This is a genomic window from Nonomuraea sp. NPDC050383, from assembly GCF_044459125.1.
GTDB lineage: Bacteria > Actinomycetota > Actinomycetes > Streptosporangiales > Streptosporangiaceae > Nonomuraea.
Genome location: NZ_JBITIP010000013.1, coordinates 87,101 through 111,169, shown reverse-complemented (window position 1 = coordinate 111,169; position 24,069 = coordinate 87,101). Strand labels below are relative to the sequence as shown.

Genomic DNA, 24,069 nt, shown 5'->3' with positions numbered 1-24,069 from the left:
TCTCCCGGTGACGGATGTGACGGAGGGGCTCAGCGCCCGGCGCGGGCGCGGGCGACGATGGAGCGAAGGACCACAGGGCCCGCCAGCGACTGGAAGTTGATCCCCGGGTCGAGCTGTTTGACCTGCCCTTCGATGGCCAGCAGCGCCATGAGCGGGAAGATGAACTCGGCGCGGGAGAAGGCCCGGTGCCGCCGCTGGACGGCGAAGAAGCGGGCGGCGAACCCGGTCAGGGAGAAGCTCCCCGCGGTCAGCCCCGTGATGGAGCCGATCAGGTGCTCCATGTCGCGGCGGAACGCCTTCTCGTGCTCCGGCGAAACGGGCTGGGCGGCCGCGGCCAGGGCGTGGGTGGCGCAGACCTCGGCGTTGCCGCTGGACATCCCGAGGAAGAACTCGGCGAAGTGCGTCCGCATCTCGTCGTCCAGCTCATAGGTGAACCCGGCGTCGACGATCGCCAGCCGCCCGTCGGGCAGCTCCCACCAGTTCCCGGGGTGGAGGTCGCAGTGGACGACGCCGTTGACGAAGAGCATCTCGTACAGGGTCAGGACCAGCCGCTTGGCGGTCCGCCGGGGATCGGCGAACCGCCTGCCGCCGGCCTGCCCGGGGAGCCAGGTCATCGTCAGCACGTCGGGCCCGCTCGCGTCGTCCAGGACCCGGGGGAAGACGACGGGCAGGACCAGTTCGAGGTCTTCGAGCCGGCGCAGGGCCGCGGCCTCGGCGACCAGGTCGGTCTGCCGGCGCACCGACGCGCACATCTCGTGCACCACATGCCGCAGCGTCGGCCCCGAGCGCCGGAGCAGCGCGCCGGCGATCCCGGTCATCGCCGTGATGAGGCCGAGGTCGACCCGCAGCCGCTCGGCGGCGGTGGGGTGGATCGTCTTCACGGCGGCGTCGACGCCGCCGACGAGGCGTCGCTCCACCGAGGCGACCGACCCGATCTCCACGCCCTCCTCGGCGCCGCCGGCCCGGCCGCGGGCCAGGCCCGACTCCAGCTCCTCGCAGAACGCGGCCGCGAAGAGGTCCCTGCGGCTGGACAGCATCTGACCGACCTTGATGAACGCCGGGCCCAGCCGCCACAGGGCCGCGCTCACGACGGCGCCCGCGTCCCGGAGGATCCGCTCACGGCGGCCACGCCCGGCGTGCCGCACCAGGGACCCGGCCATCGACGCCGCCACCCCGCACAGAACGACGGCGATCTGAGCGGTCCGGACCACCGGCCAGGCGAGGTCGCGCAGCGGGTGCCGGTCGGCGGCACTCACTTCGGGCTCCCCGCCCGCCGGGTCGCGGCGTCCGCGGGGACCGGGGGAGCGGCGGCCAGGTGCCGCCGCAGACAGTCCAGGTAGTCGGCCCAGCCGCGCGCGTAGCCGTCGGCCAGCTCCGGCGGTGGATGCAGGTGCCGCAGCTCCAGAGTGGACCCTGTCCGCGCGGCCGCGCCGACCCGCACCTCGACCGTGCTGTCCGAATATCCCTCGTCCTGCAGAAGGACACGGTATTCGCCGACGCTCCCGCGCCGGCGGCAATCGAGCACCGTCGCGTATTTCACATGCGTCTCCCCGGAATCCTCGGTGAATCGCAGAGAATAGCGCCGGTCCGGTTCCAGGCGACACGGTGTGAACCAGACGGAGACGGACCCGGGTGAGGACACGGCTTCCCACAGGTCGGTGAAATCGCAGTCGAAATGGCGACGGAGGGATACGGTGGCGGAATCGGCTCCCGAATCTCTGTCCGCGGGCATGAGGTCACGGTAACACGGCGATATCGGCGACGGAACGGCGTCGGCCCCGGCATATCACGCGTGCAGGGCAGCAATTTCGGAGAAGTGCGGCGGGACGGGCGCGGCTAGAATCTGGTCATTTGCTGCCGGAATACGGGGGCGTCCGAATGAGCAGGAAATCCACGCCATCCGCCGGGACGGCCCGCGACGACAGCGACGTCGGCGACGTCGGCCTCGAATTGCCGCGGCCGATGGCCGTCGTGGCCACCGCGATGGTCGCCGCCATGCTGGAATTCGGCTCGCGCACGGGACTGAGCGCGGCACTGGCCGAGGGCCCGTCACAGGCGGCCGAGCTCGCCGAGGCCACCGGCGGCGACGCGCGGCTGGCGGAGGAGTGGCTGCGCGGCATGGTCGCCGCCGGACTGGCCGCCCATGACGGCTCCCGCTACGCCTGGCTGCCGGAGGTCCGGCCGTACATCGGCGGCATGATGGACGTCGGGCCGGGTGTGGCGCTGTTCGGCGCCCTGACCCGGTCCGTCCCCCAGGTCGCGGAGGCGTACCGCGCCGGGGGAGCCTTCGCGGACGTGTGGTACCCGCGCGAGCTCGCCGACGCCATGCAGCGGATGAGCGCCCAGTGGACCAAGGTCATCCTGCCGGACGTCTGGCTGCCCGCCGTTCCGGGGCTCACCGACACCCTGCGGGACGGCGGACGGGTGGCCGAGATCGGCTGCGCGTCCGGGGAGACGCTGGAGACGCTGGCGACGGCGTTCCCCCGGATCACGGCCGACGGGTTCGACCTCGACGAGCGGCTGACCAGCGCGGGCAACGCCCGGCTGGCCGACAGGGGCCTGGCCGGCCGGGTCACGCTCAGCCCCCTGGACGCGACGACGGCCCTGAACGGCGAGTACGACCTGATCGTCGCCCTCAGCGTGCTGCACGACGTGAGCGACCTGCCGCGGCTGCTGCGCGCGGCGGCGTCCGCGCTGCGCCCCGGCGGCAGCCTGCTGGTGGTGGAGTCCCCGCCGCTGACGGGCCCGGCGGCGGCGATGCTGCTGGCGACCAGCGTGCTGTACTGCGTCCCCGCCACCGCCGCCCGGGGCGGCCAGGCGCTGGGCACCATGGGGCTCACCCCCGACGTGCTGGTGCCCATGGCCGCCGACGCGGGTCTGGCGCCGGTCACGACCCTTCCCGCCGTGCACCCCCTCGTGTCGGCGTACGCGTTCGGCAAGGCGGGAGCGCGGCCGCCGGGCGACGCCGAGCCGGTTGGGGCGCGGGAGGAGCAGGCCGTCCCGGACCGCCTCCCGCGGGTCGGCCGGCTCCGCCTGGCCGGCCGGGCCGCCGGGCTGGCCGCGCGGGTGGCCGCCGCGTCACTGCACATCGTCTCGATGTGGGCCCTCGACCGGCTCGTCTCGGGGAAGGCGAAGGCGCAGGCGCGCGGGACCCGGCGTCTCGTCCTGCACCTGGAACGCATGGGGCCGACCTACGTGAAGTTCGGTCAGATGCTGGCCAGCCGCGCCGACCTGTTCCCCGCCCACGTCACCGCGCGGCTGGCCGCCCTGCACGACGACGTCACCCCGATGGGCGCCGGGGAGTTCGCCCGGCAGCTCGCCCGCGCGGTGCGGCAGGAGCCGCGCCTGAGCCGGCTCAAGGTGATGGATCGCTGCATCGGCAGCGGCAGCATCGCCTGCGTGTACGAGGCCCTGGACGCGGACGGCCGCCCGTTGGCCGTGAAGCTGCAGCGCGAAGGCGTGGCCGAGTCGATGTCGATCGACCTCACGCTGCTGACCGCGCTCACCCGGGTCGCCGAGCGGCTGCCCGCCGCGGGCGGCGCGCCCATGGCCGACCTCGTCGGCTACATGTCGCGGGCCCTCTACGGGCAGATCGACTTCTTCCGCGAGGCGGCGTACCTGCGGCGCCTGGCCACCAACCTCGCCCGGTACGACGAGATCCTCGTGCCGCGGCTGCACGAGGAGTACACCTGCGCCACGGCCCTGGTGACCGACCTGGTCCCCGGCCTGACCGACGGCGCCCCGGCCGGTGTGGACCCCGCGACGGGCGACCGGGTCGCCGCGCGGGTGCTCGACGCCGTCGGCTCGATGATCTTCAAGGACGGTTTCGTCCACTGCGACCTGCACCCGGGCAACATCTACATCCGCTCTGACGGCACGGTCGTCATCCTGGACGCCGGTTACTGCGTGGAGATGCCCGAGGCGGTCCAGCACGCGCTGCGGGACTTCTTCATCAACCTGGCCCTGCGCAACGGCGTCCGGTGCGGAGAGATCATGTACGACTCGGCGTTCCCCGGCGGGCCTCCCGCCCGGCACACCGCGGCCGATCGGCGCGCGTTCGCGGGCGAGATCGCCGAGCTGGTCCGGACGGCGACGGAGCCGGGCGGACGGTTCGACATGACGGACTTCGGCCCCCGCGTCTTCGAGTCGCAGAACAGGTTCGGCGTGCACCCGCCGGCCGACTTCGCCTTCCCGCTGATGTCCTTGATGATCGTGGAGGGGACGCTCCGGCGCTGGTGGCCCGGCCTGCAGATCCCCGCCGCCGCGGGAGTGGGGTGAGCGCCGTCAGACGTGGGCGGCCCGCTGGAGCGTGTGCTGCCAGGTGGCCAGGAACCGGTCGCGGAGCACCTCGCGCGTCTCCGTGTCCAGGTCCAGCGCCGACCACCCCGTGTGCCGCACCCGAAGCTCCAGCGACGACGCGTTCGCCGTGACGGCGACCTCGGCCTCGGTGGGCGGGGACCCGCGGACGGCCTCGATGCCGAGGGCGATCAGGTCGTCGAAGTGCACGCGCCAGCGGAGGATGGGGAACGGCCGCGGCCCCTCGGAGTCGACGACGTAGAACCAGCGCGGCGGCCATGCGGGACCGGACAGCGGCAGCCACTCGCCCAGCACGGCCCGGTGCAGCGGCCGCCAGCCCGGCCTGTCGAGCGTGCAGCGCACGCTGATGTCGGGGATCGGGCCGCCGCCCGCGGCTCCCGCGACCTCGGCCCCCGGCCCCGCCGGCGCGACCGGCAGGGCCGCCGCCAGGCGGTCGAACCGATGCTGCCACAGCAGCCTGACCTGGTAGACGGTCGCCGGGTCCGCCGCGTCCAGGGCCTCGGTGACGCGCAGCCGCACCGGCCCGGAGCCGAGCACCTCCAGCCGGACGGCGCTGAGAGGACTCACCCCGAGGTACGCGGAGGTGAACTCGAGGGTCCGGCCCGGGACGATCGACTCGATCCAGACGCGGTACACCGACGACGAGCCCGTGGAGACGGTCAGCTCCTGGGCGATGTGGGTGATGTCCCTCTCCAGCCGCCCCCACCACGCCTGGGCGCGCCCGGCGTCCACCAGCATCCGCCAGACGGTCGCGGCGTCGGACGGCAGCTCTACCGAGTGCTCGACGGTGAAGCCCCTCACCCCTGCCTCCGCGGTGTCCGTGTGGTCCAGTCCTGACAGCCGGAACCCCAGGTGTAGACGGTGTGGTCGGCCACCTGGGCGCGGACGACGCGGTCCCGCCGGCCGACCGGCTGATGCCGCGCGGCCCGGCCGGGCCGGCAGAGCTCCACCAGACGCCGCACGGACGCGTCGTCCAGGGCCAGGGAGCTGCCGCCGATCCCGCCGATCGCCGCCACCGGGCGATCGGGCATGGGCTGGGGCCCGCCGAGCGCGATCTCGTCGGGAGCCGGGTGCCGCTCGTCCAGGAGGTGCTCGGTGATCTGGACGCCCCAGGCCGGCGGCACGATCGCGAACCCGGCCCGGCCCGCCATGGCCGCGGCGGCCGCGCCCATCCCGACCGCCGACCAGAGGGACCACTCGGCGGTGACGACGCGCATCCCGGGATGCTCCTGGCGCAGCCGGGCCGCCTCGCGCCGCAGGAGCTCGTTGGCCAGCGCGTACGCGCCGAACAGCCGGTGCGGCCGGCGGGACTCGGTCGAGCCGAACGCCACCACCGAGCGCAGCCCGGCCGGGGCCAGCGCGCCCACCAGGGTCCGCAGCGCTCTCGCCTTGCCGTCGGCCTGCCGTTCCAGCTCGTCGCCGGCCAGCTCGGCCAGCGGGCTCAGGTGCAGCTCGCCCGCGGCGTGCACGAGCCGCGTGATCGGGAACGGGGCCGCCGGAACGTCCGCGGTGACATCCGTCCGGTCGACGATCACGCGGGTGCGCGTGACGAGGGCGGCCAGCCGCCGCCGGGCCGCCGGCGGCAGGCTCTCGGCGGGGCGCCTGTCCAGCAGCCACAGCGGGTGCCCGGCGGCGGCCAGCCGCGAGGCCAGCACCAGGCCGATCCCGCCGAGCCCGCCGCTGATCGCCACCCCGGCCGGCTCGCGGTCCGGGGCGGCGCCGGGGAGCCGGTACTGCATCCAGCGCGGCGGGCGCGGATGGAAGGACGCGTGGCGGCCCTGCACGACCTCGCGGCAGCGCAACCGGGGCCATTCGCCCGACGCCGCCTGGAGCAGGCTGCCGCCGCCGGCGCCGCGGTGGGCGAGGGTGAGCGGGACGTCGCGGGCCACCGCCCGCCTGATCCCGTCGAGGAGGAGCGTGGCGTCGCCGGGACGCCAGCGGCTCCCCAGCTCGACGACCACCCCGTCGTCACCCGAGTGAATTCTTGAATCAGAATTCGACATCGCCACCGGGGCGCAACGGAGCGGCGGGCAGGGTCGGGGAACGAATGTCAAATCCGTGCTCGGTGCGATTAGGTTGCCCATCGCGGCCCTTCCGTGGACTCCCATGATCGGCGAATCGGCTTTCCCGAGTCATGCCGACGGTATCCGATCACCAGAGCGTCCGCCAGCTCCGATACCGCCGATCACAGGGGTGGGCAAGGTGGGAGAAGTTTTGTCACCCGGCCGCTCCTAACGTGAATTCCGTAGCCACAACTTCGCCCTTCGGAGGCAACAGATGGCAATTGATCTATGCAATAAGTCCCCGGAATCGGTGGGCAATCCCGATCCTCAGTCATCGCTTCCGGTCGAGGCTCCGCCGCTTGAGTCGCTGCGCGACGAGCAGCGCGACGCGCTCAACTTCGCCTACCGCACGACGCTCAGCATGGACCCGCGCTTCGTGGCCGGCGACCCCGCCGCCTGGTGCAGCGACTTCGGCTACGCCCTGAACCGGGCCGCCGTCCGCGTCGACAACCGCACCGACGAGGAGCTGCAGCACGACGCGCTGCACCACCCCGACCCGGTCATGCGCGAGCAGGCCGTCTTCGAGTACGCCGACCGCGACCTGCCCGACGCGTTCGAGCTGCTCACCGAGGTCATCAGGCACGAGAAGCACCGCGAGGTCCGCTGGGACACGCTCTGGGCCATGGAGAAGCTCGGCGGCCCGCACGCGATCGCGGCGCTGCGCCGCTTCGCCACGGACTCCGACCCCGAGATCGCCGAGTGGTCCAAGCTGTTCGCCAGCGAGCTCACCACCGGTGACCCCGCCTTCGACGGCCGCAGCGGCGTCTTCACCGAGGGCCGGACCTTCGACGAGACGATCTACCTGCTCATCCACTGCGACCTGTACGTCCGGCTGGACGACACCAACCGGCACTGGGGCAAGGTCTCGCTCGGCCCCCTCGGCCTGGCCCGGATCTACGGGCAGGCGCACGCGTGCCCGAACGTGGCCACCCGCGAGAAGCAGCTGCTCATGGCCAAGACCATCAGCGGCCTGCACGCCGACGGCTCGCCGCACATGGACAACTACCTGTTCCGCGGCTTCACCGACCGGTCCAGGCGCGACCGCGGCAACTTCTTCTTCGAGTCGCAGGTCCCGCGGACGTTCTTCAAGTCCGGCCGGGCCGACGACGACTCGATGGGCACCCACGACACGCGGATCGGCTTCGCCCGCTACGGCACCTGGCACCTGGACCCGACGCTGAAGGTCCGCGGCGAGGACGCCATCAGGTACGTGCGCGGCCGCTTCCAGGGCTGGGGCTACACGAACGTCGCCGGCGTCGCCGGCAAGTCCCTCGAGGAGATCCTGCAGCCCGGCAACGGGATCCTGTCGACCATGCACGACCCCGAGGTCAGGGACCTGACCAACGTCTTCATCCTCGGCACCTTCAAGGGGAAGCTGAACGACTGGGACGGCGACGGCCGGATCGACCTCAACTCCCGCGACGTCTACAGCACGGTCGACGGCGAGGTCGACAGCGACCAGGACGGCATCGCCGACGAGCCGGGGCGTACCTGCTGCGACCACCGCGCCGTGGGCCTCTAGCCCGCCGTCACCACAGGCCGATCTCACACTCCCCGAAAGGAACAACCATAATGACCACTCCCGCAAAGACCACCGTCTTCGGCCGGCCGGTCACGACCGACGGGGTGCCCAACCTGTACGAGGGCACGCCGGTCGTCAGGTGGGCGACGCCCGAGGCCGGGATCGACAATCTCGGGCTCCACAGCTGGGACACGTTCGCCATTCCCGGGGTCGGCGAATTCGACGTCGAGTTCGATGGTTACGTCCGGGTGGTCCGGTCCCAGCCCACCGACAACGAATGGGCCGACGCCGAGGTCTACACCAACCTCATCGAGATGAAGATGACCGGGGAGTCGGAAGAGCTGGGGACCATCACCGTCAGCCTCAACCCGACCTGCCTGTCCGCCGGCCAGATCCGCACCCCCTTCGACCCGTACGCCGGTGAGGGCCCCGCGGCCAAGGCGTGCCGGATGGCGGTCGGCTGCCTGTTCGACATGCCCAAGCTGGGCAAGACGCTCTTCAACAAGGAGCCGGTCATCCTCACCATCGACGATGTCCGCTCGATCCCGCCGGCGGGGGCCCCGGGCAAGGGGCAGATCTACCGGATGCTGCCGCTGATGGACCTCACGGACCCCGACGGCATGCCGGTCGGGTACCTGACCAGCCTGCGCTTCAACATGGGCGGCTACCTGGCCCCGGAGCGGTTCGCCTGACCCGGGCGAGACCAGTCCCCAGCCCCTGCTGATCGAGCCGAGGAGCCATGACCGCTGTCGAATCACTGCCCGACGATCTCACCGTCCCGCTCATGGAGCCGTCGCCCTTCCCGCCCTTCCGGTCGTCGGCCCAGCCGGTCGCGCACGACCGGTGGGAACGGGTGGTCGCGTCGGTGACCGTCCCGGCCGACCTGGACGCCGCGTGGACGGCGCTGACCGACCCCGACCGGGTCGGGAAGTGGCTCGCGAGGACCGGGGCGACCTGGGCCCGCGAGGGCGAGCGGAGCATGCTCGACTTCCGTGACGGCGAGTTCTTCTGGTGTCACACCGACGTCGTCGAGCCGCCCGGCGCGGACGGTCACTCGGCCAGGCTGGGCTATCGATGGCGGTGGGTGGGCGTGGGCCCGGCCACGCGCGTGACGTGGCAGCTCACCGCCATGGGCGCCGCCACCACGGTGACCGTCACGGAGATCAGCTCGAACGGGCCGTCGGACTGGCGGAGCTGGAACGGCACGGGCTGGCCGGGCATCCTCGACCAGCTGTCCGACCACGTCCAGACCGGACGTGACGTGCGCTGGACCTGGCGGCGCATGGGGCCCTACGTGCAGACCGAGCTGCCCGTCCCGGCCTACGAGGCGTGGGCGGCGCTGACCGCCGTCCCGGCGTTGCAGTACTGGACGGGCCGCACGTCGGGCTCGCTGAACGTCGACGACCCGATGACGTTCGTGATCGGCGACGCCAGCGGAAGCTGCGTCCTGACGGTCACCGAGCACATCGAGGCCGGCCAGCGGTTCCCGTCGTACCTGCCGAGCCTGCACTTCCGGCTCGACCGGGGCGGATGGCCGGACCAGCTGTCCGGCCACCTGTGGATCGAGCCGACGCACCTCGGCGGCAGCCTGCTGCAGGTCTTCCACTACGGGTGGGAGATGTTCGGCTCGACGGAGACCGCCCCGCACGACCGCACCCTGCTCACCCAGTTCTGGGCCGCCGCCTTCGACCGTCTCGGCAATCTCGTCCGGCGGATGTCCCCGCCGGACATGCCGGACGGCATGCCCGGATGACGGTCACCTCGCGCAAGTTCCCCACCCATCCACCACGGAAGGACCGGCGATATGGCACACGCCGAGGACGAGCTTCACCCGCTGTATCAACCGCACCTCCGCCACGACCCCTTCCCCGTCTACGCGCAGATGCGGGAGGAGGGACCGGTCCAGCTCGTCAAGGAGCCGCGCGGCATCGAACACTGGGTGATCACCCGGTACGACGAGGCGCGGGCCGCGCTCGCTGACCGCCGGCTCTCCCGCGACCCCCGGAACATGTGGGACGTCATGCGGCAGACCGAGCTGTACGACGAGGGCGAGGAGGACTCCGAGCCGCACATGCTCAACGCCGACCCGCCCGAGCACACCCGGCTCCGGCAGCTGGCGAACAAGGCGTTCAGCGCCGAGCGGGTGCAGCGGCTCCGCCCGCGCATCCAGCAGATCACCGACGAGCTGCTCGCCGAGATCGACACCTCCAGGCAGTTCGACTTCATGAGCTCGTTCGCCGCGCCGATGCCGATCAAGGTCATCTGCGAGCTGCTGGGCGTCCCGTTCCAGGACGCCGTGAGCTTCACCAACTGGGTGCTGGCGGCCCTGACCCCGACCTACGTCAAGGGTGAGCGGATCCGCCCGTACGAGGCCAACCGGCTGCTGCGGGACTACTTCGTCGACCTGGTCGCCCGTAAGCGCGCCGAGCTCAAGCCCGGCTCCGGGCACGAGGAGGAGCAGCCCGACCTGCTCAGCGCCCTGATCGTGGCCTCCGACTCGGGCAGCACGTTCACCGAGAAGGAGGTCGTCTCCACGGCCAACCTGCTGCTCATCGCGGGCTACAAGACGACCGTGAACCTCATCGGCAACGGCATGCTGGCGCTGCTGCAGAACCCCGGCGAGATCGACCGGCTGCGCGCCGACATGTCGCTGATGCCGTCGGCCGTGGAGGAGCTGGCCCGTTACGACGGCCCCGTGGAGCGGGCGATGCTGCGGGTGGCCACCGAGCCCATCACGATCGGCGAGGTGACGATCCCGGCCGGAGCGCTGGTGACGATCGCCAACGCGTCGGCCAACCGCGACGAGCGCAGGTTCGACGAGGGCGAGCGGCTCGACGTGAGCCGCGGCGACCGCAACCACCTGGCGTTCGGCTACGGCATCCACTACTGCATCGGGGCGCCGCTGTCCCGCCTGGAGACGGAGATCGCGTTCACCTCGCTGCTCAACGAGTTCTCCGAGATGACGCTGGCCCTGCCGGTCGAGAAGCTGGAGTACCGCGAGACGGGCGTCCTCCGCGGACTCGGCGAGCTGCCGGTCTGGTTCACCCGGACGGGAGACGGCGCCGCGCGTTAGCGGCCCGGACCGGCACGCCGACCCCGCGCAGCGACGCGGACCGGCGTGCCGGTTTCGCTCTGCCCGCGATCGTGCGCGGGCGCAATCTCGAAGAAGCCGCCCGGCCGAGGCGATGCCTACGCTGGCGGAACCGGACAGGCAACCGATGACAGGCGGCGCACATGGGCAACCCCATCGTTTCCGACCGTGGAGCCGACATCGAGCAGACGCTCGCGGCCGGGGCACAGTTCATGGCGGACCTGAGCCGCGCCATGGTGACCCTGTCGTGCGCCCTCGGGGACCAGCTCGGGCTGTTCCAGGTGCTGGCCGACGGCGCCCCCCGCAGCGCCGACGCCATCGCCGGCAAGGCCGGCGTCGACGCCCGCTACGTGAGTGAGTGGGCGCGGACGATGGTCGCGGGCGGCTACCTGGAGATGGACCCCTCCGGGCAGGAGTTCCGGCTGTCGCCGGCCCACGCCGCCCTGCTGGCCGACCCCGAATCACCCTTCTACGTCGGCGGCATCGCCCGGCTGGTCCCGCCGCTGGCCGCGATGGTCGAGCAGGTGGCGGGCTGCTTCCGCAGCGGCGCCGGACTGACCCCGGCCGACTATCCGCCCGCGATGTACGAGGCCACCTGGCGGATGAGCGCCAAGTGGCTCAGGGCGATGCTGCTCGACCAGTGGCTGCCGCTCGTCCCCGGCCTGGAGGAGAAGCTGACGGCCGGCGCGCGGGTCGCCCATCTGGCCTGCGGCTCGGGCACCGCGCTCGCCCTGCTCGCCCAGCGGTTCCCGGCGTCGCGGTTCGTCGGGGTCGACCGGCACGACCTCAACGTCGAGCGGGCCCGCCGGGAGATCGCCGAGCTCGGCGTCACCGACCGCGTGACGCTCACCAGGGTGGCGGAGTTCGCGGACGGCCTGTCCGGCTCCTTCGACCTGATCATGACGTTCGACGCGCTGCACCTGGCCACGGACCCCGGCGAGGTCCTGCGCAGGGTCGCCGGGGCGCTGACGACGACCGGCGTCCTCCTCCTGCTGGAGACCCACTGCTCGACCGACCCGCACGAGAACGTGGGGGAGGTCCCCGCCTTCCTCTACGGCACCAGCACCCTGTACTCGGTTCCGCTGTCCCGGACGGGAGAGACGGTGGCGGGCATGATGGGGCTCCCGCACCCGGTGCTCGCGGCCATGTGCGCCGACGCCGGGCTGACGGCTCCTCAGCAGGTCGCCGCCCCCACCCCCTTCAACGTCCTCTACCAGATCAGGAGGGCGTCATGAGCCCCGCCCCCAGTGCCCGTCCGGTCACCGGCGCCCCGTCACCGGCCGCGCCGATCCGCTGGACGGAGGCGGCGCCCCAGGCCGGCGACGGCTCGCAGCGGGCGCGGGTGCCCGTACCCGTGGACCACCGCGACCCGGACGGGCCGACGATCGACCTCGCCGTGGTCCGTCACCCGGCGGGCGGGCGCGGCACCCGGCAGGGCGTGCTGGTCGTCGCGCCCGACGATCCCGGCAGCTCCGGCATCGCGCTGGCCGCCGAGCTGAGGAAGGCGCTGCCCCCGTCGGTCACCGACGTCTTCGACGTGATCGGGTTCGACCATCGCTTCAGCGGTGAGAGCGCGCCGCTGCAGTGGGGGCTGGACCAGCGGGAGATCTTCTGGGTGTTCCACCAGTCCGAGTCGTTCGCCGCCGAGGTCCGCTTCCAGGCCGAGATCGCGGCCAAGGCGGCCGACCGCTCCCTGGCCGTCCTGCCGCACATCACCACCCGCAACATCGCCCGGGACATCGACGTCATCCGGCGCGGCCTCGGTGAGGAGCGCATCTGCCTGATCGGGCACAACTACGGCTCCTACGTCGCCGCCGTGTACTGCCGGCTGTTCGGCGACCGCGCCGACCGGGTGATCCTCGACAGCGTGCTCAGCCCCGACTGGGTGTGGCGCGGCCTGTTCGGCAACTTCGCGCGCAACTGCGAGGCCACCCTGCGGCAGTGGTGCGCGCGGACCGCCCGGCCCGGAGGACCGCTCGGCGACACCCCGCAGCGGGTGCGCGACGCCTTCGACGAGGTGCTGCGCAAGGCGGGCGCCGGCGGGATCATGCTCCCCGGCGTGCCGGTGCCGTTGGACGACCAGTTCCTGCGGGTGCTGGCGATGATGATGCTGAGCTCGCAACGCTCGCACCCCGCCCTGGCGGACGTCGTGCGGTCGGCCAGGACCGGCGCGGCCCTGCGGGCGGAGACCCAGCAGCTCATCGGCTCGATGTTCGCCGTCCCGCGCGACGCCGCCACCTCCGCCGCGCAGATGGCGATCCTGTGCGGGGACGCGGCCTGGCCGCGGGAGCTGGAGGAGTACGAGGCGGCGAGCGAGGAGGGGACGGGGTTCATGGACCGGGCGCTGCTCGGGGTCAAGGCGGGCGCGTTCTGGCCGGTCCAGCCGCTCGAACCGCCGACGGAGTTCGGCCCCGCCGCCGCGGACGGGGTGCTGCTCGTCCAGGCCGAGCAGGACATGTTCACCTCCTCCGTCGGCGCGACGCAGCTGCGGGGCCTGCTGGGCGAGCGGGCCCGGCTGGTCATGGTGCGCGGCATGACGGAGCACCGCGTCTTCCCCTTCGCCGGCGACGCCCGGGTCGACGCGCTGGCCGGGGAGTTCCTGACGACGGGACGGCTGCCGGACGCCGACGTCGTCCTGGACGGCGACCGGACGCGAGAGCTCTGAGGGGGCCGACGATGAACCAGCCGAACACCGACCTGGCCGCCTACTACGACCAGCAGGTCGAATGGAGCGCCCCGGACCCCGCGCTGGGCGGCGCCCGCCGCGCGACGCTGCGGGTTCCCCTCGACTACCGGCGCCCGGGTGACCGCGACATCGAGATCGGCGTCGCCAGGCACGAGGCGACCGGCCGCCGCCGGGGCGTGCTGATGATCGGCCCGGGCGACGACCTGGGCAACAGCGGCCTGAACCTGCTCACCGCGCTGCTCGGCAGCCTGCCCGATGCGCTGATCGAGGCGTTCGACGTCGTCGGCTTCGACCACCGGTTCATGGGGGCGAGCACACCGATCTACTGCGACCTCGAACCGTCCGAGCGCTTCTGGGTCTTCCACTACCCCGAGTCGTTCGACGCCGAGATCCGCTACCAGGCCACGGTGGCCGCCAAGTGCTCGGCCGGCTCGCTCGACCTGCTCGCCCACGCCAACTCCCGCAACATCTGCCGCGACATGGACGTGATCCGCGGCGTGCTCGCCGCCGACCGGATCGACTACCTGGGCTACTCGTACGGGACCTATCTGGGCGCCGTCTACGGCGAGATGTTCGGCGACCGCCTGAACCGCGCGGTCCTGGACGCCATCTGCAGCCCGGACTGGGTGTGGCGCGGGCTGTTCACCGACTTCCCCGAGAACGGGGAGCGCGCGCTGAACCGGTGGTGCCGCTGGGCCGCCACCCGGGACGCCACGTACCGGCTCGGCTCCACCGGCCCCGACGTGCGGGCCGCCTACGACGGCGTGCTCGCCGCGGTCGACCGGGGGGACCAGGTCACGCTGATGGGGTTCCCGCTCGATCGCACCCTGGCCAGGCTGATCCCCGTGGGGATGCTCAACAGCGAGAAGGCGTACCCGGTCCTCGCCGGCATCGTCCGGCACCTGCTCACCGGAGCGGACCTCGACGCGGACAGCGTCGACTTCCTCACCCGGATGTTCGGGCAGCCGAAGGAGGAGAGCGGCACGGTCGCCCAGCTCGCGATCCTGGCCGGCGACGCGTCATGGCCCCGCAGCCCCGCCCTCTACGAGCAGGACATGCTCAAGGCGGCCGAGGAGTTCCCCTGGACCGGCGCGGCGCTCAACGGGATCAAGGCGCCGGCGTTCTGGCCCGTCCCGCCGGCGGAGCCCGCCACCCGGCTCGGCACGGAGGCAGGGGGCGGACGGTACCTGCTGGTGGCCGCCGACGAGGACATGTCCACCCCGTGGGTGGCCGCCCGCCGCATGCACGAGGTGCTGGGCGACCGGTCGAGCTTCGTGACCGTCGCGGACACGGCCCACCATCGCGTCTTCCCCTTCTACGGGAACGCCGGCCTGAACGAGCTGGTCAGCGACTTCCTGCTGACCGGCAGGACGCCGGGCCCCGACCACGTCTGCCCCAACCCCGACAGGATGCTGGAGCCGCCCGCGTCCGGCCGGGAATGACGGGCCGCGGGCGGTAGCCTCCCCTCATGCTGATCGAGAAAGAACGGCATGACGGCATTCGCAGCGGCGCCATCACCGTGTTGTTCCGCCGCTGGCGGCAGCGGCAGGCGACCGCGGGCAACGTGTACCGCACCGCGCTGGGCCGGGTGGCGGTCGACGCGATCGACGTCGTGGAGGCCGGGCGGATCACCGACGCCGACGCGGAGGCCGCCGGCTATCCGTCGGCCGCCGCCGTGGTCGAGGATCTTCGCGGGCATCCCGGCGACCCCGTCTACCGGCTCCGCGTCCGGTTCGTCGACGAGCCCGACCCGCGCGACGAGGCGGCGGCCTCCGGCGACCTGTCGGCGGGGGAGCGGGAGACCATCGCGGCCAGGCTCGCCCGGCTGGACCGGGGGAGCAGGACCGGCCCGTGGACCGAGGCGACGTTGGAGATCATCAGCCGCCGGCCGGAGGTCCGGGCCGGCGACCTGGCCGACGAGCTGGGACGTGACGCCGCGCAGTTCAAGCTGGACGTGCGCAAGCTCAAGAACCTCGGGCTGACCGTCAGCCTCGGCACCGGCTACCGGATCTCCGCGCGGGGCGCGGCCTACCTGGCGGGCCGGGCACGCGAGCGGTGAGGCCCCGCGGCCGGCGGCCGCTCAGCGCGGGGCCTCCTCGGGGGGAGTCCAGCCGAACACGTCCGCGCTCTGCTCGCCGGCGCCGTCCCCACGGGTCGTGGCGATCAGGATCGCCCTGCGGATCGCGACCAGCAACGGCGAGCGCACGTGACCGACCCGGCCCAGCAGCCGTGACTGGCGGACGATCCGGCGCACGCGTGGGCCCCGCTCGGCCGCGTAGCGCCGCAACGCCCGCTCCACCCCGGCGCCGTCGGTCAGGTCCGGCGTGGCGCCGTCGGTCCCGCCCACCCCGGCGCCGTCGCTCGCGTCCGGCATGGCGGTGCAGGTTCCGGTGAGCGCGGCGGCGAGGACGGCCGCGTCCTCCAGGGCCATCCCGGCCCCCTGCCCGAGGGTGTACACCATTGGGTGCGCGGCGTCGCCGGCGAGCACGACGCGGCCCCGGCTCCACGTGCGCGGCGGCGGCCGGTCGAAGACGTCGTGGACGACACAGCCGGCCGGATCGGCCGAGGCCGGCACCTTGCGCAGGTCCGGATGCCAGGAGCTGGTGCGGTCGATCACGTGGGCCAGCGCCTCGGCGACCGGCCGGCGCGGCCAGACGCCGCGCGGCGCGGTCATCGACGCCACCCAGTACAGCTCGCCCCCGCCGAGCGCGGCGGCGAAGAGCACCAGGCCCCGTCCGTAGGCGATGAACCCGTCGGGGTGGGCAGCGGGGGCGGGCCCGATCCCGCGCACCGCGGTGAACCCCCGGTAGCGCGGCTCGCCGTCGCCCAGCAGTCGCGCGCGTACGGCCGAGTTGACGCCGTCGGCCCCGACCAGCAGGTCGCCGCGCAGCACCTCGCCGGCGTCGGTGACCAGCTCGACGTGCGAGCCGTGGTCGAGGTACCGGGCGGCGGCGCGTCCGCCGGCCAGCTCCACCCCGGCGTCGGCGGCCGCCTCCCAGAGCAGCGCGTGGAGACCGGCGCGCAGGATGGTGACCGCCGGCATGCCGTAGCGGTCCTCGTACCCGTCGAACGACACCGACCCGAGCAGCCGGCCGCGCTCGTCCAGGAACGCGCTGCGATGCGGGGGCGCGCCGCGGCCGCCGGCGGTCTGACCGGCCGCGCGGACCCGGCCGGCCAGACCGGGCGCGATCGCGGAGAGCGCCTTGACGGCGTTGGGGGCCAGCACCAGCCCGCCACCGCCCGGGTCGGGTCCGGCCGAGCGCTCCAGGACGACGGCGGCGAACCCGCGGTGGCGCAGCGCGATGCCCAGCGCCAGCCCGGTGACGCCGCCGCCTGCCACGAGTACGCGGCCTCGCCTCGTCGGGTGCATGTCCCGAGCATGCCCGAGGCGGGTCGCGAACCCTTCTCCGACATTGCTGCCACCGGTCCGTAACGGCCCTTCGGCGCCTCGCGACATGAAACGCGTAGGATGTAGCCGACCCTTGACGGGTAGGATCTTCCCTACCTAGGATTGCCGCATGGAAATCACGCATCTGCAGAAGTTGACCATTCCCGTCACCGACCAGGACGCCGCCAAGGCGTTCTACGTCGACAAGCTCGGCTTCGAGGTCCGCAGCGAGACGCCGATGCCGATGGGCGACAACCTGCGCTGGATCGAGGTGGCGCCCAGGGGCGGGCAGACGACGCTGGTCCTGTGCAACTGGATGCCGGACCTCCCCAAGCTGCAGAACGCCATGCTCGAGACCAAGGACACCGACGAGGCCGTCGCCGCCCTGCGCGACGCCGGCGTCACCGTCGACGACCCCAACCAGACTCCGTGGGGCAAGCAGGCGGCCGTCACCGACCCCGACGGCAACCGCTTCATCCTCGTCGACGGCGGCGGCGCCTGATCGTTCGTCACCACCGCGCGGCGTGCCCGCGGTGATCCACCCAGTCGTCCCTCCGTGGGAGAAGCCATGACCCAACCCCCTCGTGACGAAACGTGGTCACCATCCGGTGCCGACGATGCCGCGCCCGCGAGCACCGTCTCGTCCCGGATGTGGATCACCCTGGTGCTCGTCTCTCTCGGGGCCATGATGGAGGCGCTCGACTCCACCGTGATGGCGCTCGGGAACCCGAAGATCGCCGTCGAGCTGGGGACGGAGCTCAGCCAGCTCCAGTGGGTCAGCAACGGCTACATGTTCGCGGTGGTCGTCTTCCTGATCACGGCCGGGAAGATGGGCGACAGGTTCGGCCACCGCACCACCTTCCTCGTGGGGATGGTGGGGTTCGCCGCGAGCTCGGTGGCCGCGGGACTGGCCGGCTCCGTCGAGGTGCTGATCGCCGCCCGCGTCGTGCAGGGCCTGTTCGGGGCCGTGCTCGCGCCCAACTCGCTGGCGATCATCCGCAACCTGTTCCCGTTCGACCGGATGAAGACGGCCATCGGCGTCTGGGCCGGGTTCGGCGCGCTGGCCATGGCGGCGGGGCCGTTCATCGGCGGCCTGGTGGTCGGCCAGTTCGGGTGGCGGGGGATCTTCTTCCTCAACGTCCCGATCTGCGCGATCGTCGTGATCGCCGGGCTGGTGCTGATGGACAAGGGGCGCGAGGAGCGACTGGCCGCGCCGATCGACATCCCCGGCGTGATCCTGCTGTCGGCCGCGTTGCTGGCGCTGGTGTGGGGGGTCGTCCGCATCCCCGTGGACGGTCTCGACCTGTACACCGGGCTGTGTTTCCTGGGCTTCGTCGTGCTGGGGGCGCTGTTCCTCTGGCGGCAGCAGGCGTCGGCGAACGCGGTCCTGCCGCTGCGCCTGTTCCGCTCCGCGTCCCTCTCGGCCGCGGTCGTGGTCCTCACGATGGCCGCGTTCGTGGCCTTCGGCAGCTATTTCTACTTCGGCCTCTACCTGGAGCAGGTGCAGGGGGCCACGCCGCTGCTCGCCGGGGTGCTGTTGCTGCCGCAGACCGTCCTGTTCGGGGTCGGCGCCGCGGTCGGCGGCAAACTGGGCAACGACCGGGGCCCTCGCGTGCCGATGATGCTCGGCGCGGTCCTGGTCGCCCTGGGCTCGGTGGGGATCACGCTGCTGCAGGCCGACTCGTCGTACGCCCTGCTCGGTCCGTCGCTGGGGCTGATGGGCATCGGGATCGGCGCGATCGTCCCGGTGGCCGTCGGGGTGATCCTGGGACACAGTCCGGCCAACCTCGCGGGGACGGCGTCGGGCATGCAGCAGACCGGCCTGATGCTGGGCGCCGTGCTGGGCACGGCCATCCTCGGGGCGATCATCAGCGTGCGCGTCGCCGCGGACCTTCCCGGGCGCCTCAGGGCCGCGGGCGTTCCGCCGGACGCCGTCGACAAGGCGACGGACCAGGCGGCCGTGGCGGCTCAGGGCGTCCTGCCGCACGTCACCGGGGTGGCGCCGGATGTCGGTGCGCAGATCAGGACCGCGGTCGGCCAGAGCTTCACCAGTGGCCTCAACACCGCGCTGATCGTGGGCGCCGTGCTGATGGTCGTGGCCGCCGTGATCGCGAGCCGGGTCAAGGCGCCCCCTCAGGGGGCGGGCGCGTCCTGGGGCTGAGCAGCTCCCCCCTTCCGCAATCCGACGAAAGGAACCTGGAATGGCGCTCTCCGGAGCGGAGATGCTCGTCCGCGTCTCGGCGTCCCTTCCCGACAAGACCGGCAAGTCGCTCGATGAGTGGGTGGCCGAGGTCCGCAAGTCCGGGACCGACCCGCTCGACCAGCGCGCGGTGCGGCAGTGGCTCAAGTCCGAGCACGGCCTGACCAAGCCGCAGCAGGAGGCGGTCGCCATCGCCGCGGCCAAGGACGCCGGGTGGGCCGAGCCCACCGCCGACGACCATCTCGCCGCCCAGTACGCCGGACCTCAGCAGAGCCTGAAGCCGATCTACGAGGCGCTCGTCGCGGCGGCCACCGAGCTGGGCGACGACGTGGCCGTCGAGGTGCGTGCCACCTTCGTCGCGGTGAACCGCAAGCGCCAGTTCGCCGCGGTGCAACCCGCCACCGGCAGCCGGATCGACCTCGGGCTGCGGTTCGTCGACCCGCCGGCCGACGAGCGGCTCAAGCCGGCCAAGGCCCCGGGCCAGTCCACCCACAAGGTCGGCCTGACCGCCGTCGAGCAGGTGGACGACGGCATCAAGGCGCTGCTGCGGCAGGCGTACGAGCAGAACTGACGCGACCTGCTGTCTCCGCCGGCCCGCCCTGGTGGCGGGGCCGGCGGGGCGCGGGTCAGCGCAGATAGTCCCGGGCCGGGTTGGCCCGCGGGTAGCGGCGCAGGTACGAGAAGAAGTCGGCGAGGGCGGCGTCGCCGTGGGTCAGCAACCCGGGGGTGTAGTGGATCGTCATCAGCACGGGCGCGTCCTCCGCCAGCAGGTTGAACATGAACGCCTGCACCCTGGTGAGGAACTCCTCGGCCGCCTCCGGCGGCTCGCCGGGCAGCACATGGGTGCCCCAGCCGAAGAATGAGGCGGTGGTCCGCTCCCGGGGCGCCGCCATGCCGGTGATCCAGTAGAACCAGCGGCCGTCGAGCGTTCCCTGCTGCCAGAAGATGTTGCTGCCGTGGATCGACGCCCAGACCCGGTACTCCTCTCCGCCGGGCATCAGCGCGTGGTAGCGGTATCCCACCGAGAACCGGTCCCAGGTGACCGAGTCGTTGGGGTCCTCGACGAACTTCCCCTCATGGGGGAGCGCGAAGTGCTGCAGGTCCATCGTCTGGGCCGCGACCACCCAGGGATCGACCGCCAGCTCCTGGTCGAACGCCAGCGCCCGCGTCGCGACGGGTGTCCCGGGCATCGGCGGCTCCGGCTGGGGGAGTGCGAACAGCGGGGCCGAGCCGTTGAACGCCCAGACGATGCCGTGCGACTCGACGGTGGGGAAGCGGAACAGGCGCGCCCGGGGATCGACCGGCGTGCCGTTGGCCGACAGGCAGCGGCCGTCCATGCCGTAGCGCCAGCCGTGGAAGGCGCAGCGGATCGCGTCACGTTCGAGGCGGCCCACCGACAGGTCGGCGCCCAGGTGGACGCAGTAGGCGCTGAACACGGCGACCTCGCCGGAGCGGGAGCGCACGGCCACCACCCGGCCGCCGAGCAGGTTCACGCCGACGATGCCGCCGTCCGCCGGCAGGGCGGTGCTCAGGCACACCGGGAACCAGGTCTGCGTGAACAGGCCGTCCGCACCCTCGGACGGGATGCTCTCGGCGCGGGGCCGAGGTCGTACGTCATCCGAGATGGTCATGGTGAATGCCGTCCTTCCCGGCAGGCGCTGGACCGCGTTCAGTGTCTCCGCGGCTTGACGGCCCGGTCAATCGCACCCGGCAGAACGACAATCTCGAAGAAACCCGACATATGCCGATGTGTTTGCCTATGAGGGTGTCATCCGTGGAGGGGCCGACGGGGAGGAACCGTGACCGTGGAAACGGACCAGCTGGCCGCCAACAAGGCCGTCGTACAGAAGCTCGTCGACGCGTGGAACGTCCGGGACGTCTCCGCGATGATGCGGTACTGGGCACCGGACATGGTGCATCACGGCCGCGACGGGACCATGCCGGCCGGCCTGGTGGGCAGCGAGATGCAGCGGTTCATCGCCGCGTTCCCGGACATCCGGATCGACGTCGAGGACATGGTCGCCGAGCGTGACCTCGTCAGCACCCGGCTCACGGTCTCGGCGACCCACTCCGGCCCCTATCTGAACATGGAGCCGACGGGCCGGGCCGTCCGCTGCGCGCTGATGGGCCAGCTGCGCATCGTGGACGGCAAGGTGGTCGAGCACTGGGGCGTGGCCGACACCGTGCATCTTCTTGAGCAGCTCGGGCTGATCGACAGCGAGCTGCTGGAGGCGACGGCCTGACAGCGACCTGGGAGGGCGCGTGAACGACGAACTGGCCAAGATCAAGGCCGAACGGGAAGAGATCGTACGGCGTTTCCGCGGAGCCGTGCTGTTCTCGAAGGACTTCACGGCGATACAGGAGGTGCTGGCCCCGGAGTTCGTGGACCACTTCGCGCCCCCGTGGGACCCGCCCGGCCGCGACGGCGTCGCGCACCGGTTCGGCCAGGCCGCCGACGCGCTCACCACCACCAAGGTGGAGGTGCTCGTCTCGGTGTGCGAGGGGGAGTACCTGTCGCAGGCCATCGAGCTGCACTTCGCGCACACCGGCGAGTTCATGGGCGTCCCCGCCACCGGCAGGACGTTCGCGATCGGCGGATCGAACACCTTCCGCTTCGACGGCGCCCAGATCGTGGAGCACTGGGGGGTCTTCGACGTGGCCAAGATCCCGGATCTGCTGCGGGAGACGCACGGCGCGCAGGGCGGCTGGGCGTCGATGTGGCCGAACCCGGAGCCCTCCAACCGGCCCTGAACGACCGTCGCGGGCGGCGGGTGGACCTGGGGGACGTATCGATGGATGCTGCAGGGACCTGGAGGTAGGAGTGCGGATGCGCGAGAACGGCGCAACGGGCAGGGTCGACGTCCACGACGATCACCGGCTCCGGGCGGTGGAGGAGGTCCTCGGCAAGATCCGCCGCGACCTGTCCCGCGCGCACTCGCTCGACGACCTGGCGCAGACCGCGTGCTTCAGCCCGTTCCACTTCCTTCGCGTGTTCCGGCTCATCACCGCCACCACCCCGGCGCGGTTCCTGGCGGCGCTGCGGATCGCCGAGGCCAAGCGGCTGCTCGCGGCCACCGACCTGGACATCACCACGATCTGCATGCAGGTCGGGTACACGAGCCTCGGCACCTTCTCCCACCAGTTCGCCCGGCACGTCGGGGTCTCGCCGCGGAAGTTCCGGCGGCTGATCACCGAGATGTCCGACCAGTCCTGGGACGCGGTGCTGGACGCGGTGGCGCCGCCCCCGCTCCGTGCCGGGCGGGCCCGCAAGCTCCGGGTACGGTTCAACGGCCTGGAGCCGGGCCGCATCGCGCTGGTCGGGCTGTTCGAGTCCGGCATCCCGCAGGGCTGGCCGGCCGCCTGCGCCATGGCCCGGGAGTCCGCCGAGGTGGACATGGCGGTCGGCCCCGACGGCGCCTACATGGCGCTGGCGATGAGCTTCTCGCCGGACGCCGACATCGAGGCCATGATGACCGGCGACCTGCCGAACCAGTACCTGGTCGGCTCGTACGGGCACGTCCACGTCGAGGACGGCCACGTCGCCGAGAGCGACATCGTCATCGATCTGCGCCCGCGCCGGCCCAGCGATCCGCCCATCGTCTTCGCCTCCCCGCTGCTGGCCGCCCAGGAGAGCGGCTTTGATCCGACGCCGAAAAGCCTGCCGGTCGGCCGCGAGCGAGCTTGCGCAGGATCGAAGAAGTTCCGGGACCTGGCCTGATCTAGCGTTTGGGCCACCGCGCGAACCGAACAAGCGGAGGTGACCCGTGACCACACCCCCGGCCCCGGCGACCGGCCAGGACGATCCGGTTCCCCGCCCGATGGGCGAGCACCTGCCACACGAGGGGGACGACGGACTCTACACACAGAGCTGGTATCCGATCTGCATGGCCGCCGACCTGACGGCCGGCAAGGTCGTCGGCGCGGAGTTCCTGGGCGGGCGCGTCGTCGCGTTCCGCGACAGCTCGGGCCGGCCGTCGGTGGTGTCGGCCTACTGCCTGCATCTCGGCGCCGACCTCAGCGTGGGAACCGTGTCCGACGGCATGCTGCGATGCCGTTTCCACGGCTGGGTCTACGACGAGCAGGGGGTGTGCCGCCGGACCGGCAGCGGCGACCCGGTGCCGGACGGCGCGCGGTTGTTCCGCTTCCCCACCGCGGAGAGGTTCGGCGTGGTGTGGGCGTTCAACGGCACCGAGCCGATCTTCCAGATCCCCGATCTGCCCTGCCCGGAGGACGAGGTCCGGGCGCGACGGGGACGGTTCGGGCACCTGGCCATGGAGCCCTGGATGGTGTCGGCGCACACCCTGGACCTGCAGCACCTGTCGCTGCCGCACGGGTTCGACCTGAAGACGCCGCCCGCCGACACCGTCCGGCACAGCGCGCACAGCCATGGGTACGACCTTGTCGGCTCCCTGCCGGACGGCACCTCGTACGACGTCCAGATCGACATCCACGGCCCCAACCTGTTCCTGCAGACGGGCCTGCTCAACGGCCGCTGGTACTTCTGGATGACCTCGCCGAGCCTGCCTGCCCCGGGCCGGACGGACTCCTTCTTCGTCTACGGCGTCCGCAAGGGCGAGTCGGAGACCGAGGAGTCGGCGGAGAAGGCGCTGCAGCAGGTGTTCGAGGCGCAGATGCAGTTCTACTCCGACGACTCCGACATCTTCGACACCATCCATTTCCAGCCCGGCCTGCTCACCTCCCGTGACAGGACCCTGGCGATGTTCCTGGACTACATGCGGACCTGTCCCCGCGCCAATCCGGCACGCGAGTTCCTCAGCTGACCACCCCGTGTCCCGCTCTCG

22 protein-coding genes are annotated in these 24,069 nt (G+C 72.2%); 16 read left to right on the top strand and 6 right to left on the bottom strand.

Annotated features, from left to right (window positions below; genetic code table 11):
- Positions 1-29: 29 nt before the first annotated feature.
- Positions 30-1,256, bottom strand: a complete 1,227-nt coding sequence (locus ACIBG4_RS29115; RefSeq protein WP_355435437.1) for an AarF/UbiB family protein — start codon at positions 1,254-1,256, stop codon at positions 30-32.
- Positions 1,253-1,540, bottom strand: a complete 288-nt coding sequence (locus ACIBG4_RS29110; protein ID WP_397204526.1) for a hypothetical protein — start codon at positions 1,538-1,540, stop codon at positions 1,253-1,255. Before ACIBG4_RS29110 ends, ACIBG4_RS29115 begins: the two co-directional genes overlap by 4 nt.
- A gap of 338 nt (positions 1,541-1,878) precedes the next feature.
- Here ACIBG4_RS29110 and ACIBG4_RS29105 point away from each other — a divergent pair, with 338 nt between their 5' ends.
- Positions 1,879-4,278, top strand: coding sequence for an AarF/UbiB family protein (locus tag ACIBG4_RS29105; RefSeq protein WP_397204525.1), 2,400 nt, complete (start codon positions 1,879-1,881; stop codon positions 4,276-4,278).
- A 6-nt stretch (positions 4,279-4,284) separates the two neighbouring features.
- Here ACIBG4_RS29105 and ACIBG4_RS29100 read toward each other — a convergent pair whose 3' ends face one another.
- On the bottom strand, positions 4,285-5,118 hold the full coding sequence (locus ACIBG4_RS29100; protein ID WP_397204524.1) for an SRPBCC domain-containing protein: 834 nt from the start codon (positions 5,116-5,118) through the stop codon (positions 4,285-4,287).
- Positions 5,115-6,278, bottom strand: a complete 1,164-nt coding sequence (locus ACIBG4_RS29095; protein ID WP_397204523.1) for a KR domain-containing protein — start codon at positions 6,276-6,278, stop codon at positions 5,115-5,117. The genes ACIBG4_RS29100 and ACIBG4_RS29095 overlap by 4 nt, the downstream gene beginning before the upstream one ends.
- A gap of 352 nt (positions 6,279-6,630) precedes the next feature.
- Between ACIBG4_RS29095 and ACIBG4_RS29090 the strand changes: the two genes are divergently transcribed.
- From ACIBG4_RS29090 to ACIBG4_RS29055, 8 genes are all read left to right on the top strand, one after another.
- Positions 6,631-7,902, top strand: a complete 1,272-nt coding sequence (locus ACIBG4_RS29090; protein WP_310713559.1) for a HEAT repeat domain-containing protein — start codon at positions 6,631-6,633, stop codon at positions 7,900-7,902.
- A 50-nt stretch (positions 7,903-7,952) separates the two neighbouring features.
- Positions 7,953-8,594, top strand: coding sequence for a DUF6073 family protein (locus ACIBG4_RS29085; protein ID WP_310713562.1), 642 nt, complete (start codon positions 7,953-7,955; stop codon positions 8,592-8,594).
- A 47-nt stretch (positions 8,595-8,641) separates the two neighbouring features.
- Complete coding sequence (locus ACIBG4_RS29080) at positions 8,642-9,655, top strand: SRPBCC domain-containing protein (protein WP_355435419.1); 1,014 nt, start codon at positions 8,642-8,644, stop codon at positions 9,653-9,655.
- A 51-nt stretch (positions 9,656-9,706) separates the two neighbouring features.
- Complete coding sequence (locus tag ACIBG4_RS29075) at positions 9,707-10,975, top strand: cytochrome P450 (protein WP_355435416.1); 1,269 nt, start codon at positions 9,707-9,709, stop codon at positions 10,973-10,975.
- A 161-nt stretch (positions 10,976-11,136) separates the two neighbouring features.
- On the top strand, positions 11,137-12,228 hold the full coding sequence (locus ACIBG4_RS29070; protein ID WP_310713568.1) for a class I SAM-dependent methyltransferase: 1,092 nt from the start codon (positions 11,137-11,139) through the stop codon (positions 12,226-12,228).
- Positions 12,225-13,658: an alpha/beta fold hydrolase gene (locus ACIBG4_RS29065; protein WP_310713570.1), complete on the top strand. Its 1,434-nt coding sequence runs from the start codon at positions 12,225-12,227 to the stop codon at positions 13,656-13,658. The genes ACIBG4_RS29070 and ACIBG4_RS29065 overlap by 4 nt, the downstream gene beginning before the upstream one ends.
- Before the next feature lie 11 nt (positions 13,659-13,669).
- Positions 13,670-15,121, top strand: a complete 1,452-nt coding sequence (locus ACIBG4_RS29060) for an alpha/beta fold hydrolase (RefSeq protein WP_397204522.1) — start codon at positions 13,670-13,672, stop codon at positions 15,119-15,121.
- Positions 15,122-15,147: 26 nt separating this feature from the next.
- Entirely contained in the window at positions 15,148-15,738 is a 591-nt protein-coding gene (locus ACIBG4_RS29055) for a hypothetical protein (RefSeq protein WP_397204521.1), read from the top strand.
- A 21-nt stretch (positions 15,739-15,759) separates the two neighbouring features.
- On the opposite strand, the gene ACIBG4_RS29050 is transcribed toward ACIBG4_RS29055, so the two are convergent.
- On the bottom strand, positions 15,760-17,049 hold the full coding sequence (locus ACIBG4_RS29050; RefSeq protein WP_397204520.1) for an FAD-dependent monooxygenase: 1,290 nt from the start codon (positions 17,047-17,049) through the stop codon (positions 15,760-15,762).
- Between the two features lie 148 nt (positions 17,050-17,197).
- On the opposite strand from ACIBG4_RS29050, the gene ACIBG4_RS29045 reads away from it, so the two are divergent.
- From ACIBG4_RS29045 to ACIBG4_RS29035, 3 genes are all read left to right on the top strand, one after another.
- A complete protein-coding gene (locus tag ACIBG4_RS29045) occupies positions 17,198-17,569 on the top strand; it encodes a VOC family protein (protein WP_310713579.1) in 372 nt (123 codons plus the stop codon).
- 147 nt (positions 17,570-17,716) lie between these two features.
- On the top strand, positions 17,717-19,228 hold the full coding sequence (locus tag ACIBG4_RS29040) for an MFS transporter (RefSeq protein ID WP_310713581.1): 1,512 nt from the start codon (positions 17,717-17,719) through the stop codon (positions 19,226-19,228).
- 40 nt (positions 19,229-19,268) lie between these two features.
- The gene (locus ACIBG4_RS29035) at positions 19,269-19,838 is read left to right on the top strand and encodes a DUF5655 domain-containing protein (protein ID WP_397204519.1); all 570 of its coding nucleotides are present in this window, start codon (positions 19,269-19,271) and stop codon (positions 19,836-19,838) included.
- A 55-nt stretch (positions 19,839-19,893) separates the two neighbouring features.
- On the opposite strand, the gene ACIBG4_RS29030 is transcribed toward ACIBG4_RS29035, so the two are convergent.
- Complete coding sequence (locus ACIBG4_RS29030; RefSeq protein ID WP_310713585.1) at positions 19,894-20,898, bottom strand: Rieske 2Fe-2S domain-containing protein; 1,005 nt, start codon at positions 20,896-20,898, stop codon at positions 19,894-19,896.
- Between the two features lie 168 nt (positions 20,899-21,066).
- Between ACIBG4_RS29030 and ACIBG4_RS29025 the strand changes: the two genes are divergently transcribed.
- The 4 genes from ACIBG4_RS29025 to ACIBG4_RS29010 all read left to right on the top strand — a co-directional run bounded on the left by ACIBG4_RS29025 (position 21,067) and on the right by ACIBG4_RS29010 (position 24,048).
- The gene (locus ACIBG4_RS29025; protein WP_310713587.1) at positions 21,067-21,510 is read left to right on the top strand and encodes an ester cyclase; all 444 of its coding nucleotides are present in this window, start codon (positions 21,067-21,069) and stop codon (positions 21,508-21,510) included.
- Between the two features lie 19 nt (positions 21,511-21,529).
- The gene (locus ACIBG4_RS29020) at positions 21,530-22,018 is read left to right on the top strand and encodes an ester cyclase (RefSeq protein WP_310713590.1); all 489 of its coding nucleotides are present in this window, start codon (positions 21,530-21,532) and stop codon (positions 22,016-22,018) included.
- Between the two features lie 76 nt (positions 22,019-22,094).
- A complete protein-coding gene (locus tag ACIBG4_RS29015; RefSeq protein WP_310713592.1) occupies positions 22,095-22,985 on the top strand; it encodes a helix-turn-helix domain-containing protein in 891 nt (296 codons plus the stop codon).
- A 46-nt stretch (positions 22,986-23,031) separates the two neighbouring features.
- Positions 23,032-24,048: a Rieske 2Fe-2S domain-containing protein gene (locus tag ACIBG4_RS29010; RefSeq protein WP_397204518.1), complete on the top strand. Its 1,017-nt coding sequence runs from the start codon at positions 23,032-23,034 to the stop codon at positions 24,046-24,048.
- Positions 24,049-24,069 lie beyond the last annotated feature (21 nt).